Annotated in this window: 13 protein-coding genes; 3 read left to right on the forward strand and 10 right to left on the reverse strand. The window is 45.9% G+C overall.

From position 1 onward, the window contains the following. Window positions 1–41: 41 nt before the first annotated feature. The 8 genes from GJB61_RS26815 to GJB61_RS26850 all read right to left on the reverse strand — a co-directional run bounded on the left by GJB61_RS26815 (window position 42) and on the right by GJB61_RS26850 (window position 12269). Entirely contained in the window at window positions 42–1181 is a 1140-nt protein-coding gene (locus GJB61_RS26815; RefSeq protein WP_154122112.1) for an amidase domain-containing protein, read from the reverse strand. 690 nt (window positions 1182–1871) lie between these two features. After that, window positions 1872–3188 carry a PucR family transcriptional regulator gene (locus tag GJB61_RS26820; RefSeq protein ID WP_195724489.1) on the reverse strand — a complete coding sequence of 439 codons (1317 nt, stop codon included), beginning with the start codon at window positions 3186–3188 and terminating at the stop codon, window positions 1872–1874. A 60-nt stretch (window positions 3189–3248) separates the two neighbouring features. Then, the gene (locus GJB61_RS26825; RefSeq protein WP_154122114.1) at window positions 3249–3998 is read right to left on the reverse strand and encodes a response regulator; all 750 of its coding nucleotides are present in this window, start codon (window positions 3996–3998) and stop codon (window positions 3249–3251) included. Next, a complete protein-coding gene (locus GJB61_RS26830) occupies window positions 3973–5739 on the reverse strand; it encodes a sensor histidine kinase (RefSeq protein ID WP_154122115.1) in 1767 nt (588 codons plus the stop codon). Before GJB61_RS26830 ends, GJB61_RS26825 begins: the two co-directional genes overlap by 26 nt. Window positions 5740–5853: 114 nt before the next feature. Then, window positions 5854–7425 (reverse strand): extracellular solute-binding protein, encoded by a 1572-nt coding sequence (locus tag GJB61_RS26835; protein WP_154122116.1) that lies wholly within the window; start codon window positions 7423–7425, stop codon window positions 5854–5856. Between the two features lie 38 nt (window positions 7426–7463). Beyond that, window positions 7464–8345, reverse strand: coding sequence for a carbohydrate ABC transporter permease (locus tag GJB61_RS26840; RefSeq protein ID WP_154122117.1), 882 nt, complete (start codon window positions 8343–8345; stop codon window positions 7464–7466). Between the two features lie 37 nt (window positions 8346–8382). Further along, window positions 8383–9327, reverse strand: coding sequence for an ABC transporter permease (locus tag GJB61_RS26845; protein WP_420819775.1), 945 nt, complete (start codon window positions 9325–9327; stop codon window positions 8383–8385). Window positions 9328–9557: 230 nt separating this feature from the next. Next, a complete protein-coding gene (locus GJB61_RS26850) occupies window positions 9558–12269 on the reverse strand; it encodes a glycosyl hydrolase family 95 catalytic domain-containing protein (protein ID WP_154122118.1) in 2712 nt (903 codons plus the stop codon). A 170-nt stretch (window positions 12270–12439) separates the two neighbouring features. Here GJB61_RS26850 and GJB61_RS26855 point away from each other — a divergent pair, with 170 nt between their 5' ends. Further along, complete coding sequence (locus GJB61_RS26855) at window positions 12440–13351, forward strand: helix-turn-helix transcriptional regulator (protein WP_154122119.1); 912 nt, start codon at window positions 12440–12442, stop codon at window positions 13349–13351. Between the two features lie 75 nt (window positions 13352–13426). On the opposite strand, the gene ald is transcribed toward GJB61_RS26855, so the two are convergent. Both ald and GJB61_RS26865 read right to left on the reverse strand, forming a co-directional pair. Beyond that, a complete protein-coding gene (gene ald, locus GJB61_RS26860; RefSeq protein WP_154122120.1) occupies window positions 13427–14560 on the reverse strand; it encodes an alanine dehydrogenase in 1134 nt (377 codons plus the stop codon). Between the two features lie 269 nt (window positions 14561–14829). Continuing rightward, window positions 14830–16053: a Zn-dependent hydrolase gene (locus tag GJB61_RS26865; RefSeq protein WP_154122121.1), complete on the reverse strand. Its 1224-nt coding sequence runs from the start codon at window positions 16051–16053 to the stop codon at window positions 14830–14832. 209 nt (window positions 16054–16262) lie between these two features. On the opposite strand from GJB61_RS26865, the gene GJB61_RS26870 reads away from it, so the two are divergent. Then, entirely contained in the window at window positions 16263–17138 is an 876-nt protein-coding gene (locus GJB61_RS26870) for an aldose 1-epimerase family protein (protein WP_154122122.1), read from the forward strand. Between the two features lie 137 nt (window positions 17139–17275). Beyond that, window positions 17276–18178 carry a glycosyltransferase family 2 protein gene (locus GJB61_RS26875; protein ID WP_154122123.1) on the forward strand — a complete coding sequence of 301 codons (903 nt, stop codon included), beginning with the start codon at window positions 17276–17278 and terminating at the stop codon, window positions 18176–18178. The last annotated feature ends 29 nt before the right edge of the window (window positions 18179–18207 follow it).

An 18207-nucleotide genomic window follows, 5' to 3' on the forward strand; every position in this document is an offset into this window, starting at 1 on the left:
TCAGGCAGTATTATTAATAGCCTTTCAGTTTACTCTATTCATTATATTGCAGGCGCATAAAAAGTATTAGTAGAATCAAAACTGGCGAACGAGGCCTTTAATCGGTCATTAGTGTGCGCACTATATTGCATCGTGACAGTATCGTTCGCGACTACGAATAACACATGAGAATAGCCTGACATGGCGATGAAGCCGCCAGCTGCTGTAGTGCTTTTAGTAGCCACTTTGAAGTAGCCTTTCTTAAGCATATATTGTCTGAGTCCATTGCTGATGCTGTAGCCGGTATTTACCCATGCAGTGCTTTCTGGCTTCCACTCACTGTCGGTAGGAACTCCTCCCGCATAAATAGATTGGGAAACATAATTCGCGCAATCTACACCCCCACTCTCGGTGTGGAATGCATATTTCTTATTCCAGTAGCTGGTGTTATATCCTCCTCCAGATACCTCAGAGGTATATGTATTAGCATAATCTCTGGCAGCAATTCTGTTGTAGGATACTGCGGCAAGAGCTGATTTTAGCTCGGGAGTAGTGTTCAGCAACACTCGTGCCTCACTGACCAGTTCTTGTTTTCCTTCCGTGTTTAGCTGCTCTTCCGTTTGAGGTTTGAAATATTCGGCAGGAATATAATCGATATAATTCTGGAATTCCAGAGTGGAGTTATCGTAATTCACTTCACCATTGATAATCTCAGCTGTTAAACGAAAAGAATCGTTCTGGTCCGTGGAGGCTCCAATGTATTCCTGAAGCTCACTTATTTTTTCATCCAGAATACTGCTAGAAACTTCAACCATGGCTGGATTCACACTTCTTGATTGTTTGAAAGTTTCCATTTGCTGAGTCATCCCTTGAACATAGGGCAATTGTTTAACCGATGGGGCTCTCAGCGTCTTAGTCAATGAAATGTCGACATTAGCAACTAGTGTATTACTGGCAATATCCAAGTTAGTTATATTGCTATGGATACTATTAATAGTATAGTAAGAGTCATAGGCCTCTTTCACATAGTTTTCTACAAATTGCCTGATTTCCATGGATTCCGCATTTTTTTCAATAGATGTTAATACGTCGTTTGCAGATTCTGAATTGACCTTTACATATTCGGTACTTTCGCTGGCAAAAGCAATGGATGAGCCTAGCGTTAATACAGCCAATAGAGTTATTGCTGTTTTCTTCAACATTCTTCTTTTCTCCTCTTATACAGTAAATTCAATATATATTTATGTTAATATTATGTAAATATGTATATATATATTGTATTTACAATATAATCTCATCAAGATAGATAGGTCAATATATTTTTTGAAATAATTGTAAAATTCTCAAATTTTAATAGTTTTGAAATCGATGGGTGCTGTTGTGTTATTAAAATAAATTTCATAATCCAAAATCTTACTAGGCTTAAGATTTTGGAATGTCAATCAGACAGTATCTGCCAGATATTCGGGACACTGTCGCTATCAAGAGCATCTTCTTCATTTACAAATATCCCTTCTTTTTTAAATATAAATAAATATTAACATATTATTACAAAATATTTCCTTATTTCTGTGAATATTTGGTTAACATCCACCGTCTTATAAAGCTTTATGATTAAAAGAACCCAAATTATATCCGATTCCACTCGAGGTATTTGACATTTCCAGACCAGCCTGTACGCTATCCTCACCGTCTCCGGCAGGGAGCGCAAATCCGAATTGTTTACACTCAGTCTCGCTTTCCTAACCTGATGAACCGCAGCATAAGGAAAGAGACCATCGACTGAATATAGAGCAACTCCAAAACAGCCCTTAAAGGAGCACAAAAAATCCCCATCAGTGATTTGAACTGATGGGGATGTAATTGCATCTATAACGTAGTAGCCCTTCCGCTTATTCCCGGGCACCCTGAAACCACAGATTCAACTGCCCAGTCTCCTCCGTCAGGATATCCAGATAGATGGACGTGCGGTAGGCGGTATCCTTCAGGCTTTTGCCTGTAATCTCGGCAATCCGGTTTAGTCTGTACATCAGCGTGTTGGTGTGAATATGCAGAAAAGCTGCAGATTCCTTCAGATTGCTATTCAGTGATAAATAGACGGCAACCGTCTGGACAAAATCACTTTTATGTTCGCGGTCATGCTCCTTTAGCGGATAGAGCAACGGACTTTTACGGGTCCGGCTGCGCTTCTGCTCTATAATCAGTGGAAGGTACGCCCAAAAACCGATATCCTCGTACAGCAGCAAATCACGGGCATGATAAGGTAGCAGCTTCTTAAGCTCCAGAATAGAAACAGCTTCCCGGTAGGCAATGGCTGCTGAGGTATATCCCTCATAATGAAGGCTGCAGCCAGCAACCAGCAACCAGCCCTCGCTTGCATGCATATCCTTCATCAGCTTATGCATAAACGAGGACAGGACATCCGTTCCCTGGGCAGGAAAGATTGAAGAGAACAAAATAATTAGCCGATTATGCTCTGCCGTCTGAAACAGTAGCCGCAGCCCGGTCTGCGCCGCCATCGCTTGCTGAAATCTCAGTACAAAATGCTCATCGATCACCTTGTCACTCTCAAAGACACTGATATAATAGCTATCCGGCAAAAGAATCGACCAAGCTTCTGCATCCTGTTTGATGTTCAGCTCCGTGTCATAATGCGAAGTAAGCAGCTTCCAGAAAAAATCTTCCTGCGTTTTCTCCTGCTTCATTCTCCAGCCTCGTTGCTTCAGTAAGTAACGGCTGGCAATACCGGCGGCTTTCTCCACGATACTCTCCGCATGTCCCTCAGCGAGATTGCCAGTATCAACTACCCATATATAGCCAAGTATCTCCTTCTGATGCTTTATGCAGATCGCCAACCGGGGTCCGAGCCCTACCTCCAGCACGGCCGGAATCCGAATCGGATGCACGGAATTCTCCAGATCATGCATAACGCCTTTTTTACGCAAACCAATAATAACGGCATTCGGAACTTTTTTACCGATAATGGTTGAGATTCTTGCCGGATCACTCTCAAACTGATGAGAGCTGTATCCGATGACGTGGTGGTTGCTGTCCTCAATCGTTACCTGAGACTGAAGAGATTCACTTATGGTATCCGCCAAGGACTCCATGCTGTCAAAAAAACGATCAAAGGATGAATCTGTTCCTGTCAATGTCCCCACCCCAACCTGAGAAAATAGCCGAATCTTGTATTCATAAAGTGATTTCATTATATTACGCATCGCTAGGGCTGACTATAGGCCTTATTTTTTGAATTTGCTAGATAGGCTTCACCCTTTCCGATCTCTGAATTGACCCGGAGTCTGATCCGTATATTTACGAAACACTTTATAAAAGGTCCGCTGGTTCTCATACCCTACCGTTCTGGCAATAGTATCCAGCGACAAATTCTTCATGCAGGCCATCAGCGCCTTGGCTTTCTCTATCCGCACCTGATTGATATATTGCACGAAGGTATCTCCAGTCTCACGCTTAAACATCTGACCCAGGTACACCGGGTGCAAGTTCAGATATGCCGCCGCATCTGATAATGAAATATCTTTCATATAACTTTGCTCAATATAGGCTTTCAGCAGTTTAATATGTTCATTTTGCGAAGCGCCGTCACCTTCTAAAGGGTTGTCCTCCATCGGCTGCGCTTCTCGTTCTCGGATCAGTTCCAGAGCTGTTCTTCTAAGCACCTTCACCAGCTCGGCCTGGTTGATAGGCTTCAGCAGATACTCCACCACTTGCAGCTGAATGGCCTTGCGCGCGTAATCGAATACATCATGTCCTGTCAGAATGATGAAGCGCCTTACGTTCATCTGCTGCGCCCTCCGGATCAATTCCAGTCCGTCCATCTCTGGCATATGGATATCGGTAATTAATAGATCCGGATGGATCAATTCTATTCGTTCCAGCGCTTCAATCCCGTCATGAGCCAGAATGATTTGTCCAAACGCCGTCTTTTCTTCTTCAATCATGTCCCGCAAACCTTCCAGAATCACTGGTTCATCATCCACAATCATCAGCTTCAGCATATGCGTAATCCTCCTTCAACAGCAGTCTAAGGCAGCAGACGGTTCCTTCTCCGGGGGTACTCGTGATCGTAAGCGATGATTCGTTGCCAAAATAAGCTTTGACCCGTTCGGTTACATTACTGAGGCCTATGCCGGTAGTCTCGCGCTGCGGTTCATGATTGGGTTTGCTACCGTCCAGCATCCGTTGTAGAGAAATTACCTGATCCGCAGACATCCCCGAGCCGTTATCGGCTATCTCAATCCGTGCATATCCCTGTTCTCTTCCGAACCGGAGCGCAATCCATTTAGCGCCCCTCTTCCCGGAAAGCCCGTGAATCATACTGTTCTCCACCAGCGGCTGCAGAATAAACCTCGGACAAGGTAGCGCCAGAAACGCCTCATCTAACTGAACCTCCACCTCAAGGTCGCGCATCCGGATCTGATGTATCGCAATATAGGCGTTCACGTGATCCAATTCATCGCGAAGGGTCGTATGATCCGACTTAGACAGGCTGTAACGAAACAGATTACCTAAGGAAAAAGCCATTTCCGCCACCTTATAATCTTTGTTGGATCTGGCGAGCATCCGCATCGTTTCCAGTGTGTTGTATAGAAAATGGGGTTGAATCTGCGCTTGTAGCATTTTGAAGTCGGCTTCGTTTTTGAGCATTTCCACTTTCTGGACATGATTAACCAGTTCATCCATCCGGCTAATCATTTCATTATAGTTCGTAATCAGGAAGCCGATCTCATCTTTCCCGGCCTTGCCTTTCAGCGGGTTGTTCAGAAACTCCGGCTCCACTCTGCGCATATGCCGCGAGAGCCGAACAATCCGCTTGGTGACCGAAGATATGATCCAATAATACAGAATGGACAACAAGCTCAACAGGCCCAGACCCACAGCTACCCATAACTGCTTCACCCGTAGAAACTCGATGAGCGCCGTGCGTTTGTTCACTTCGATTACAGTTAGCCCGAGCCGGGAGATATGTACAGAATTAATCAACAGCCGGTCATGGTCCGCAAGGAATGTTCCCTCGGTTTCACTGCCAAGTGTCCGCGTAATAGACCGAATTTGATCCGTCGACAGCTTCGTATTTATGACAGGGTACACCACATCACCTTGACGGTCCAACATCATGACTGCGTTATCTGGATGAACCTGAGTCAAAGCCAACACCATATTATCCAGCAGCACCGGCTGAACACTGATCTGGACAATGCCGAGATCAGTAGTATAAGAATTACTGTACAGCTTATGGTAATAATTCAGCACTGGAGCAGCGGAGTCGAAAGAGTGTTTCCATAACCCCCGGTCCGGACGCAGCTGATTCACTTCACCTGGAGTCAGCAATTGTTCAATCTCCCGGTAATCCTGAAATCCGGGTGCTTGCAACATCCGTGTCTGGGTTTTGGGGTAAACGATCAGGTTTTTGACCAGCGGGTCCGCCAGATAAGCGAAGGAAAAAGCCGGGTTGATTTCTTTGAGATACGAGTAGATCAGATCCCGGTCATCAACAACCTCCCCCTGCAGAAAATCAATCAGTGCCGCATTATTCTGATATATAGATGTAAGCGATTCCATCTTTACCAAGCTGGAGTCCAGATTGGCTGCGGCCTGCTCAATATTCTGCTGATTTGCTAACTGATATTGAGTCAGAAGCTTGTCATACAGCTGGAAATAAATGAACAGGGAGAAGAACAAGAACGGAAGCACAATGAGGAGAACATAACCCAGGAACATTTTCGTGCTGATACGCATATTTGTAGTCTCCCTGCTGTCTGAAATCGATTGAAATTGAACGCAAGGAGCTCATACAGGGTTGGCAAGACCCCTCAAGGCCTCGCATTTCCTGTATGAGCTGTATGGGAAGTGTTACTTCGTCAAATTGTCATACTTTTCCTTGAGCGGGCCGTACTGTTCTGTTGCCCAATCTTCAAGCTTGCTCATGCCGATCTTCTCAGCCTTCTTGATCAGCTCGTCATAGGCCGCCTGCGCTTCGGCTTCTGTTTTGGACAGATAGATCCTCGTCACCTCCGTCTTCACCATATTATCGATGTTCGTACGGATAATCTGTTCAGGTGAATCCGTATCTGGATTAATCATACCAATCGCCGGGTTAAACGTAGTAATCTTGGAGTATTCCTCTCCTTGACGCGTCGTTTCCGAGCCTTCTTTATAGGAGGTCAACGCCATGCCCACACCCGTCTCAGTCGGTACACCCCACCAGTAGACACCCATTTTTTTCAATAGTTCAATATCATTAATATCATAGGTGAATTCCGGATACCCGGCTTCGTTCCAGGTCCAATCTTTGCCTTCCACGCCCCATTCTGCCGTTCTCCAGCCTTCCTCAGAGTACAGATACTTCAGAAATTTCACGGTCGCTTCCACATTCTTATTGCTCTTGGAGACGTACATTCCTAGCCCGCCGGTTCCCGAGCTCATAATGGAAGCATCCGGCCCAAGCGGCTCAGCTAACTGTACGAAGCTAATACCCTTGTCTTTGTTGTCCGCGTTCAGGCGTTCTGCGGCGGAATAGGTCCAAGTATATGCGAAGCCCTTCCCGGCGGCCATCATTTGTTCCGTCTCCGTCTCATTTTTATAGGCAAAATTCTCGGACATTACATACCCTTTGCGATACAGGCTGTTCATATATAGCATCGACTTGCGTACGGCGTCTTGTCTCAGATAGTACACAATCTTGCCGCTCTCGTCCACAAAACCTCCATATGCACCGAATTGTGCATCAAAATACGGTCTTTGCCAGTTCGGGTTAAGGATCAGCGGAGCCATCTCCGGATGCTTCTCTTTGACAGCGGCAAACACTTTATCGAGATCATCCAGCGACTTAATAGACGGATTACCGATCTCCTCCAGTATATCCTTGCGCATGGCCAGACCCGGCACCATCATATTGGCATATGGATTGGCCTTCCACTCAGATTCGGACGAGAAGTCATTGCGGATCGCGTAATAATTGCCGTCGCTGACTGTATTCACCAGCTCCTTGACAGAATCGAACTTCACATCCGGCGCATATTTAGGGAAAATCTCATTATACGGCAGACTCAGATTGGCATCCGACATCAGCTTGAAGTTGAACGAGATGACGATATCCGGCAGGTTCCCGGAAGCGACCATCAGCGCGAGCTGCTTGTCATCCGTAGCAACTGTGATTTTTGGTTTCACGCCGGTGGCCTTGGTGATCATTTCCGGAATTTCACCGGCCCAGTCCTGAAAAGGGTACCATGTCGCATCCACGAATACTGTCAACTCCACCGGCTTCTCGTCGGAGCCCGGGGTGTTCTTCCCGCCCGCTTCTCCGTTACCAGCCGCCGCGTTGCCACCGTTGTCCACACTTTGTCCGCATCCGGAGAGCACTCCTCCCACCAGCAACACCGCCAGGATCAGTATGGAGATCATTCGCAAGCTTTTACCCATCATTCATTCCTCCATTAATTTTATTTGAAGACCTTTGCGGACTACCCTTTGACCGAGCCAAGCATCATGCCGGAGACAAAGTATTTTTGCAAAAATGGATAGACCCCGAGAATTGGTACAATCGACACAACCATCGCCGTCGCCTGAATCGAGAAGGGTGTCACTTGGGACCTGGACATAGATGCCGCTGCGGCATCCCCCGTTGGTACCATCGATTGGTTGATTACCTGCATCATCCGGTAGGTAAGCGTCCGCAGATTCTCGTTCTGCACGAAATAGGCGGAATCTAGCCAGGAATTCCATTGCCCGGAACCAATAAACAGGCTCATCGTGGCAATCAGCGGCATGGAGACAGGCAGAACGATTTTGGCAAAAATCCGCAATTCACTCCCCCCGTCTATCCGCGCCGATTCCCCCAGTTCCTCCGGAATTTCCCGGAAAAAGGAAATCGAAATCAACAGGAAGAACAAATTCAGCATACCGGGGATAACATACACCCCGAAGGTATTGATCAGCCCCAGGCTTTTGAGCACGATATAAAAAGAAATCAGCCCGCCGGAGAAGTTCATCGCCACCACCACGATAAAAAAATACGTCTTGCGGAACATCAAATCACGCTTTGCAAGTCCATAGGCAACCATGCTGGTGAAGAACACCGCTAGCACTGTCCCCACCACCGTCCGTAGGATCGTAATCAGAAAGGCATTTACCCATTTCGGATCTTCAATAAAGTAGATATAATTCCCCAGTGTGAACTCCCGCGGCCATAAGTACATCCCGCCCATGGTGGTGTCAGACCCCGAGTTAAACGTAATCAGAAGAATATAATAGAACGGGTATAACGTGATAAATACAACAATTAACAGAATCATCGTAATCAAGGTGTCTAGAATCCAGTCCTCCGTCGTTCTTTTTCTGCGCATGCGTTCACCGCTCTTTCTGTCGGAATAATGACCTAGGCTAGAACAATCCGGTTCCCGAGAACCTCTTGGCGATATAGTTGCTGGTGAAGATCAGGAACACGGAAATGACCGACTGCATCAGATCAATCGCTGTGGCAAAAGAAAAACGCCCTTGCGCCAGGCCAACCGAGAAAGCATACGTCTGGATAATCTGCGACTTCTCGTTGTTGAGCGCGTTCCCGAGCAGCATTGATTGTTCGAAGTTCGACCCTACCAGCCCACCGCCCAGAATGCTGCCGATGGTCAGGATCAACACGACTATGCTTGCGCTTTTCAGCCCTGGCAAGGTAATATACAGAATCCGCTTGATCCGTCCCGCTCCGTCAATCTCCGCTGCCTCATACAGCGCCGGATCAATTCCAGCCAAGGCTGCCAGAAAGATTATCGTCCACCAGCCCGCCTCCTTCCAGATCGCCGTCATGACCGCCAGACCATAGAACGAATCGGGATCAGTCAGGATTTGCACCGGTTCCTTGATAATGTGCAATGACAGCATCAATTCATTGAAGATTCCATACCCAGAGGAAAAGAAAGCGTATGCAATTCCTGTAACCACAACCCAGGAAATGAAATGCGGCAGGTAGCTGACGGTCTGCACGAATCTTTTGAAGAAGACATGTTTGACCTCACTGAGCATAATCGCGAACAGAATCGGAATCGGATACGAGAAAATGACTTTCAACACACTAAGAATCAGCGTATTGCGTACCAGACTCGGGAAGTTGTAATCGTTAATCAGTTCCCTGAAATGCGTCAGTCCCGCCCAGGAGCTGGTGAAGATGCCTTCAATACCAGTTGAGATTTTGTAATTCTTGAACGCGATAATAATGCCGAACATCGGAATGTAACTGAAAATCAGCAGGAACAGAATCCCGAGACCTACGAACACATGAAAGGGAACCTGCTTGTGAAAACGCTTTAGAAAAGCTTCTTCTTGAATAATGTCCAACCCCTTAGCGGCTGAGGATGATAGATCGCCCTCGCTCTATAGCTCAATTATAGATTTGCCAAACCGCGAAGAAAACGGTCCATTTCCAATAAAGAGATGTCCGTTTTCAAGGTAGATATAGCTTAAGGTTCCTCTAACCAAAATAAAAACAAACCGAAGCGCAGGATTCATTACGCTCTGGTTTGTTTTATTTCCGCTTACTTTGAATGAATTCCCATTCCACTTTATAATGTGAACACCACTGAAACATCCGTTTCCGAACTAAGGGTTAATTGAATATATTTTCCGAATTCATCATATTGTACTTCCACTTCACTACCGTTAACCCGGACTTGAGTCCAAGGAATGCCCGCCCTGAATTGGATTGTATTCTCATTCACACTGGAGGTCAGTGTCACGTGTACCGTTTTGGCCGATAAATCCCAGGATAATACCTTCACCTCTATCCAGGTTCTTGCCATGAGTCCTTGCACAAACCCCGTTTTCCAATCGCAGGGTAGAGCCGGAAGAACCTCTATTTCGCCGGTATTCGAGAATAATAACGCTTCATTTATGGCTCCCACAGCGCCGAAAGAAGTATCAGTGCAGTAGGTGTTGCATCGTCTATTTGAATCATGATCTGTCATTAAAGAGTTATAATAACCGGTCTCCCTCATCATCGGGAGCAGTGAAGAGAGTACCCCGTCACCATTCTTCAGCCTAGCTTGAACCAGCGCCTTGTGCATCCAGCCGTGCCCTGCTGTATCATCCCCGATATTATATTGATCTCTGTTGGCAATCGCGGTCTTGGCAGCTCCCGCCAACCCCGGATTTTTTTGAGTTTCATATGCAGGCCATGCTGCATAGAGATGGCTCAAATGCCGATGGTTGTTATTCTCTGTATATTCATTCATGGCCCATTCACGTAATGCACCGTCTGAATCGTATTTATAATCCGGTAACAATTCAAGCAAAGCTTCCCATTGGGCAGTTGCAGTTTCATACCCTTTGCGTTTGACTGCCTTTTCCATGGCGATGACCATAAACAGACCATCCCGAGCGGCTGAAATATCCATGGTGGCATTAGCTGTGATCGTACTGTTATAACCTATGGGATGGTTCTCTGGCGAATACGTTGGGATAATCATATATTTTTCGCCTGGATTTAACGCTGTTTTGCCGCTCTGATGGCATGCATTGCCGTTGAGATCAGTGAAGTATTCCGGCGTGCAGATCTGTTTCCAGAAGTTAGCCTGCTTGGTAAGAAGGGGCAGCAGGATGTCCTTGGCTAGATCCAGATAATCCTTATCTATGAGTTGTGCAAATTCCTCATCGGTCAGGCCCCCATCTCTAACACTGAGAATCAGTTTCAGATCATGGATTCGCATGTTGTCATGAATGGGAATCCGTTGATTTCCATAACACTGCCAGTATTCATAGATGGGCAAGAGACACCAGCTTGCACCAGCGTTCCAGTATTCAAAAGGATAATCATTGTCATATTCCACATGCATCCCACGGTCGCCGTCAGAGTTTACGGAAACCTGCAGCGCATCATGCATCCCGTAAGCCATCCGCGCATTGTATTCAAAGTCGGGAGTATTCCTCAAGAAGAAAGTGATATACCCGAGCTGTGCTTGTGTTAAATGGCCTGTATTCATGGAGGCTACCTGCAAATTCACATTGGCATCAAGGGTATAGATGCCGCGCCAGCCAGGATTCCATTCCCCGGTCCACATTCCATACAAGCGAGGTGCGCTTGAACCGCTGCAGCAGATCATGGCATACCGCCCCTGGTTATACACCTGCTCCACAAAAGCATGATTGACTCTTGCCGGAGTTGCTCTTTGCGCATGGATCAGGGTTAGGTTGTCCGCATTCTTATATTGCTCATCACCCTTAATGCTGAAGCTCACTGCATTAAATTCTGCCGACTGTTTCTCAGCATGGGGTGCGCGGGCAGCGTCATAATCGAATTGACCGTCTGCATCTATATATTTTTGCGCAACTACATTTGTGCTTTGTAAGAGTTCGTCTACGATAGCGTATTGCGTCGTTGCTGCAAAATCTTCGATTCTACCCATATCATAAGTTCTGCTGGAGCGCGTGATTAAATATACAGCTTCGGCATCCTTAACCAGAACCGCAGGATTCTGTTCCTTGCCCACGTTCATTGATTCATGCATGTCAGCCATTAGCACTCTTTCCTTCGTGCCATTTACGACAAGAACCCGTGTTAGGCCTGCGTATCCTCCGTGGAACAGCTCGCTCCCTGGGCAGGACGGGTAATGAGCAACTTGCGCAAGATAATCTGCATTTGGGTCCACCAGCTTTTTATATTGGAGTGCCTCCACCTCGTTGTGACCAAGGAGTGCTCCGCTCATAGCAGAGATGTCATCGATGGAGATGATCATGTTAATCTTTACGCCCGTTGAAGATGAGGTGATCTTCGTAATCGAGACATTATCCTCTCGGGAAGTAAAGGATGTGCGTACCCACTCACCATACTCATCGGTGTAGCGCACACCCGTCTCCGCCGTTTCATAATTCGTCCATCTTTCATAACCGGATATGCTTCCTTTTTTTGTTATGTTATATCTGAGTTGATGTCCCGGATGATAACTGTAGTAAAAGGTTCTAACCCTTGTTGCTCCGTTAGCATCCGGGATCTTCCATTCATCATTTTGGTTGAAGACGTTCCATCTGGCATCAGAGAGCTGCTCGGTTAATTCTCCCGGAATCACTCTTGGATCTTTGGAAGGATAGTTAAACCACATATATTGAAAAATAAAACTGTCAGTAAACGGTGAGCCCGACGTGATATACCCGTTCTCGCCGTTTCCGCTAACCATACCCTCCCGCCACGCATTTCCGGGATTGGAAGCAGGAATTTCTGTGAAGCTGTTAGCATGATTTCCTTTCTTATACATACGTTTTGTTCCTGGGACCATAGTCATTTGGCATCCTCCTGATCTACTTGGGCTGCAACAATTAACGTTCCGTTCTACTCCCCATGTAATTGAATTTCAAGTATAATTATATCAATGCGAACTGAGATTCGTTATCCATAGAGATGACAATGATGTTGGTATGATGTCGCATTTTTACAGGGGGAGATTCCGTTAGTATGAAATTGCCCAACATAAACATTGGAAATATGGATGTCAAGCTGCACCTCGGAGGTATTGTACTGAACGTATTGTATGTCAAATTCGGTTATTTCCACAGTCCCATGCCAGAGCACAGCCACAGCCAAGGAAGCTATGAGCTTCATTATATTCCCAGCGGACGGGGCATCCTTATAGCGCAAGGCAATCGTTCTTCGATCACACCCGGTACGTTGTTTATGACCGGTCCGGATGTCGTTCATGAGCAGATCCCGGATCTGGAAGATCCCATGGCGGAATACTGCATCTTCTTCGAAATTTTGCCTAGTTATTCAATCCCCCCCATAAACAAGCGTTCCTTCGTGGAAGAGCCCGCTCTCTCGGAACTACTGTTGTCCCATCCCTTCTGGATCGGACAGGACAGTGGGAATATGATGGAATTGTTTGAAATGCTTGCCAGCGAACTGTCGTTCCAACAGGTCGGCGTTCATCATATGGCTACCAACATTCTTGAGATGATTATGATCCGATTGATAAGACATTATATAGAGGATCACTCCTCTATGCAGCCCATTCCTCTGAAGACACTTGACGATAGCAGACTGCTTACGATTGAGAATAGTTTCTTGTACAATTACGAGTCCGTTACACTTAAGCAGCTTGCGGACAAATTGGGGCTAAGCACCAGACAGACGGAGCGGATGGTGCATAAGCAATACGGTATACCTTTTAAAGATAAGAAGATGCAAGCGAGGATGGGGGCCGCTTCACGTCTTTTGATAACAACGAACATATCGATCAGTGCCATTGCAGCACAAGTGGGATTTACAACGTCGGAACAATTCAGTAATACTTTCAAGAAATATTTTGGAATGACAGCCACCCAATATAAGCATCTAAATACGATGAACCTAAGATTCACACCTCAATAGGACAAAAAAAAGAACAACCCATGATTGCTCATAAGGCTGTTCTCTAGTTAACCCCTCTAGTCTCTTCTATTCCTATTAGATCAGAGTGAACTCATGCTCTAAGGCTTGCTCTACCGTGTAGCACTCTTCCCCAAGAGCTTCTGCTACAGCTTGGCAAGTGATTTTTCCGTTGGCAATGTTAACGCCGCTTCTCAGACCTGTATCTTCTTGAATAGCCTTCAGTGCACCCTTATTGGCAATTTGCAGTGCGTAAGGAACCGTAACATTCGTTAAGGCCATCGTTGATGTTTTGGCAACAGCACCCGGCATATTCGCTACCGAATAATGCAGCACACCATGTTTCACGAATACTGGATTGTCATGGGTAGTTACACGATCAATGGTTTCTACAATCCCGCCTTGGTCAATGGCCACATCGACAATAACCGAGCCCGGCTTCATCGTCTTAACCATGGCTTCGGTCACCAGTTTCGGCGCTTTTGCACCGGGAATAAGTACTGCACCAACCAGCAGGTCCGCCTCGGCTACCACTTTAGCAATATTGAACGGATTGGAGATTAGTGTATTGATCTGTGCGCCAAAAATATCGTCCAGCTGACGTAAGCGATCTGCACTCAGGTCAACAATGGTAACATCTGCGCCCAGGCCAATCGCCATCTTGGCTGCATTAGTACCTACTACACCGCCACCAATGATGCTAACCTTGCCTCTGCTGACTCCAGGAACCCCGGAGAGAAGAATGCCTTGTCCGCCATAGTTCTTTTGCAGAAACTGAGCTCCCAGCTGCACAGACATCCGTCCGGCTACTTCGCTCATGGGTGTTAATAGCGGCAACGTACGTCCATGAACAACTGTTTCATAGCCAATCGCAAAGACGCCATTGTCTTTAAGGGCTGCGGCCAGTGCAGGTTCAGGAGCAAGATGCAGATAAGTGAACAAGATCAGACCTGGGCGGAAGTATTGATATTCACTTTCCAAAGGTTCTTTAACCTTCATCACCATTTCAGCAGAACTCCAGACCGTCGCTGCATCTTCAATCAACTTAGCTCCGGCTGCTGCATATTCTTCATTGATAAATCCGCTGCCTACACCGGCTCCGGCTTCAACTAGAACCTGGTGTCCTTCAGAAATAAGACTTAATACCCCAGCAGGTGTAATCGCTACACGATTTTCATTATTTTTAATTTCTTTAGGCACTCCGATAATCATTGTTAATCTCTCCTGTCTGATGTGTTTCTCTTATGTAAAGAATGATAACATATGAAATGACTTTTCTATTTGGTGAAAAATAAAAACTTTAGCTGTCATGATTGTGTTTTAACACAATGGAGCAGCGTCCAAGCTATAAAAAATCGCAACATCCCTTGTCACACCTAACATTAATCAGAAAACGAATAAAAAAAAGACACCCGCTACGGTGTCTGAATTGTTGAATACATCCCTGAGTTCATTCTTCATACACGTTATGTTTAGTGACATCAATCACCATTTAACAAGGATAGTACAGTTTGCAAGACCACATTCACGCCTTTTTCACAGTCCTCATACGAGGTTAGTTCTTCTTCACAATGGCTTTTTCCATTTACGCTGGGTACAAAGATCATCGCGGACGGCAGGAAACTGGCTACAAACTGGGCATCATGCCCTGCGCCGCTGGCGATGGTGCGATTGGAATACCCTAATGATTCAGTAGCTTGCTTAACTAAACTGCAAATTCCAGCATCAAACCACACGGTATCGCGGCCCCAAAGCTTGGTCTTGGTCACTTCACACTCCAGCAGCACTTCCGGCAAAGCTTGGATAATAGCTTCCACTTCACGGACAATATCCATGTCCTTATGTCGTGCTTCGATAGTAAAGATAACTTTATTCGGAATGACCGTGTGAATATTGGGAAGCACATTCATTCTGCCCATCGTGTAGACCAGTTCGGAATCCAGCAGCCCAAGCTTGCTGCGCAGCGCAGTGATAATATCCGTTGCCGCGAACAGGGCATCTTTACGCATCCCCATAGGCGTTGTACCCGCATGGTCCGATTCGCCCGTCACTTCAATCTCATAGCAGGCCATGCCGACAACACAATCGACCAGACCGATCGCTAACGCTTCTTTTTCCAACACTGGCCCTTGCTCGATATGAAGCTCCAGGTAAGCAGTAGCTTCTTTAATACGACTGTCGGCTTCCCCTGCATATCCACTTGCCAATAACGCTTCTGCAAAGGTAGTCCCTTCCGGGTCTTTCTTGCTCAGCATTGCCGCCTTATCGAACTTACCGGATAGGACGCCTGAGGCCATCATTGAAGGTTCGAAGCGGGCGCCCTCTTCATTGGTGAAATTCATAATCATCACTGGAAGCTGCGGCTTAATCCCTTGATCGACCAATGTGCGTACAACTTCCAAGCCAGCGATTACACCGAGCACACCGTCAAACCGGCCGCCCTTTTTCACCGTATCCAGATGTGAGCCAATCACAACCGGGGGCTTATCCTCTATACCCGCCAGTGTGGCATACATCGTTCCCATATCATCAACCTTCACTGTCATTCCCAGTTCTTCACAACAAGAACGAAAGTAATTCCGGACCTTAACATCTTCATCGCTCAGCGACAACCGGGTCACGCCATTCTTATCTGTACGACCAAAATCAGCAAAGGACTCAATCGTATTTTGTAGTCTCTCACCATTCACGAATATATTGTGCAAGTTGTGTCCCTCCCGTTCGTCTATTCACTGCTTTCTATATATGTTATACCAATAATTATTATTTTCACTTTACACAGTGTAATAATTTTTATTATTATTATGCACTTTGTGTTACAACAGGGCTTGGCTTGAGCTCCCAGTGTGTATTCAAATGAACTTTGATAGAATATGAAAGGTAATGGATAAAAATGTGGAAAGGAAGTAAAAAAATGAATAAAATTTTAACTAGTAGATTGGCTGAAGTGGAGATAAAGGCAGTTGGAGCAGAGGTCATAAGCTTTAAGAAGCTGGAGGACGGCTGTGAATATATCTGGAACGGAGATCCCACTTACTGGACAGGTCATTCTCCAATCCTGTTCCCTATCGTGTGCGCCGTCAACAACGGAGAGATCAAGATAGACGGCAATAGCTATAAAATGGGCAATCACGGCTTCGTGAGACATGATGAGTTCGAGTTAATTGAAGAAAGTGAGACGCTCGCCGTCTATCGCCACACCTATAATGAGACCACATTAGCTATCTACCCTTACAAGTTCAATCTGTATATCACTTACACGCTCCACGCCAATAAGCTTGAAATTAACTATAAGGTAGAAAATGTAGATGATAAGGATATCTTCTTCCAACTGGGCACCCACCCTGCCTTTAACTGCCCTATTGATGATCAAGGCCAAATCCAGGATTATTACCTGGAGTTCGAACAGGCCGAAACTCTGGAACGGCTATTCATGAATAAATCCAATCTGCTGATTAGTGGCAAGTCGGAAACGATGCTGAAGGATCATAACATCTTGCCCTTATCGCATGAAATGTTTCACGAGGGCGCGCTTGTCTTCAGAAATGTGAACTCCCAACAGATTGCTCTAAAGAGCAAACAATCTGCTAAAAGTGTTGTCCTGTCTTACGAGAACTTTCCTAATTTGGGCATTTGGCAGTTCAAAGATGCTCCGTTCATCTGTATAGAACCTTGGCATGGCATCGCTGATGAAGACACCTTCACAGGTGAGCTTCAGGACAAGGAAATGATGGTCCGTCTGAGCCCGGGAGATCGTTTTAAAAGCTCGCTTTCCATTGAAATAAATTGAATGTTTCAGAAAGAAGTAAACTAAAGTAGTATATACAATCTTTTGGCTCCAATAGTACTCTAAAGATAGCTTAAACTCCCAACGTAGTCATTATATTATTATTACGCTGGGAGGAATTGAATAAAGGAGTGGAGTCTATGCAAGGATTGTCAGTAGTTATCTGCACGAGGAATCGGGTAAAGGACCTGACACGGTGCATTCATTCTATGACTGATCAAAACATGAGCAAAGATTACAACATTGAAGTCATTATTGTAGACGATGGTGAAATACCAGGAGCTGTGCTTGATGAATATGAAGCTCTTTTAAACAAGAAGGGTTATTCGTTTGTCTATTACAGCAAGACTGATCATGGACTATGGCTTTCCAGAATTAAGGCCGTAGAGTTGGCTTCCATGGATACCATATTATTCCTCGATGATGACGTAGAAATCCCCGCTCATTACTTCTCAACCTTACTCCAGACTTATCTCGACTTTCCCGATTGCGCAGGTGTCGGCGGCGTGGCCATAGGGATGAGAAACAGCTTCTTCGGCACAATCCGCTGTCTTCTGTCCTTTCAACAGTCCTTATCGAGCGGAAAACTCTCCCTCAGCGGTCAAGCCGGGTCCATGTACAATTGGCATAAAGCCAGAAAAACCTTTCGCACAGAGTTTCAGCATGGCTGCAATATGTCCTTCAAGAAAGAAGCTATTAAGGATCTCGAACCCGTACCTTGGCTTAAGAGCTACAGTGTCGGTGAGGATATTTATATGTCCCGAGTAGCCCTTAAGAAAGGCAAGCTTTATATCAATCCCGACTTAAAGCTGCTGCATCACGAATCTTCCGCCTCTAGGGACAACCTTGAGGATGTCGCTTATACCAGAGTCGTTAATCATGTGCATTTGTTAAAAGACAAGAAGTCCGGGCCGCTCGGATATCTCGCATTATTATGGACGACCTTTTATCTTATTCTCAGGGAGCGTCCGAAGAAGAATTATCCGGCGATTAATGGCTACAAGAAAGGGCTCAAACAAATATTTTCAAAAGAGCTCGCTTAAACGATGAGCTTCATGCTGGGAGAGGAGTG

This window comes from Paenibacillus monticola (assembly GCF_009664975.1).
In the GTDB taxonomy this organism is placed as follows: Bacteria; Bacillota; Bacilli; order Paenibacillales; family Paenibacillaceae; genus Paenibacillus_AQ; species Paenibacillus_AQ monticola.

Bases quoted from the DNA above. Each gene is read 5' to 3' on its own strand.
- GJB61_RS26815 (WP_154122112.1), bottom strand. From the start codon at position 1,181: ATGTTGAAGAAAACAGCAATAACTCTATTGGCTGTATTAACGCTAGGC.
- GJB61_RS26820 (WP_195724489.1), bottom strand. From the start codon at position 3,188: ATGAAATCACTTTATGAATACAAGATTCGGCTATTTTCTCAGGTTGGG.
- GJB61_RS26825 (WP_154122114.1), bottom strand. From the start codon at position 3,998: ATGCTGAAGCTGATGATTGTGGATGATGAACCAGTGATTCTGGAAGGT.
- GJB61_RS26830 (WP_154122115.1), bottom strand. From the start codon at position 5,739: ATGCGTATCAGCACGAAAATGTTCCTGGGTTATGTTCTCCTCATTGTG.
- GJB61_RS26835 (WP_154122116.1), bottom strand. From the start codon at position 7,425: ATGATGGGTAAAAGCTTGCGAATGATCTCCATACTGATCCTGGCGGTG.
- GJB61_RS26840 (WP_154122117.1), bottom strand. From the start codon at position 8,345: ATGCGCAGAAAAAGAACGACGGAGGACTGGATTCTAGACACCTTGATT.
- GJB61_RS26850 (WP_154122118.1), bottom strand. From the start codon at position 12,269: ATGACTATGGTCCCAGGAACAAAACGTATGTATAAGAAAGGAAATCAT.
- GJB61_RS26855 (WP_154122119.1), top strand. From the start codon at position 12,440: ATGAAATTGCCCAACATAAACATTGGAAATATGGATGTCAAGCTGCAC.
- ald (WP_154122120.1), bottom strand. From the start codon at position 14,560: ATGATTATCGGAGTGCCTAAAGAAATTAAAAATAATGAAAATCGTGTA.
- GJB61_RS26870 (WP_154122122.1), top strand. From the start codon at position 16,263: ATGAATAAAATTTTAACTAGTAGATTGGCTGAAGTGGAGATAAAGGCA.
- GJB61_RS26875 (WP_154122123.1), top strand. From the start codon at position 17,276: ATGCAAGGATTGTCAGTAGTTATCTGCACGAGGAATCGGGTAAAGGAC.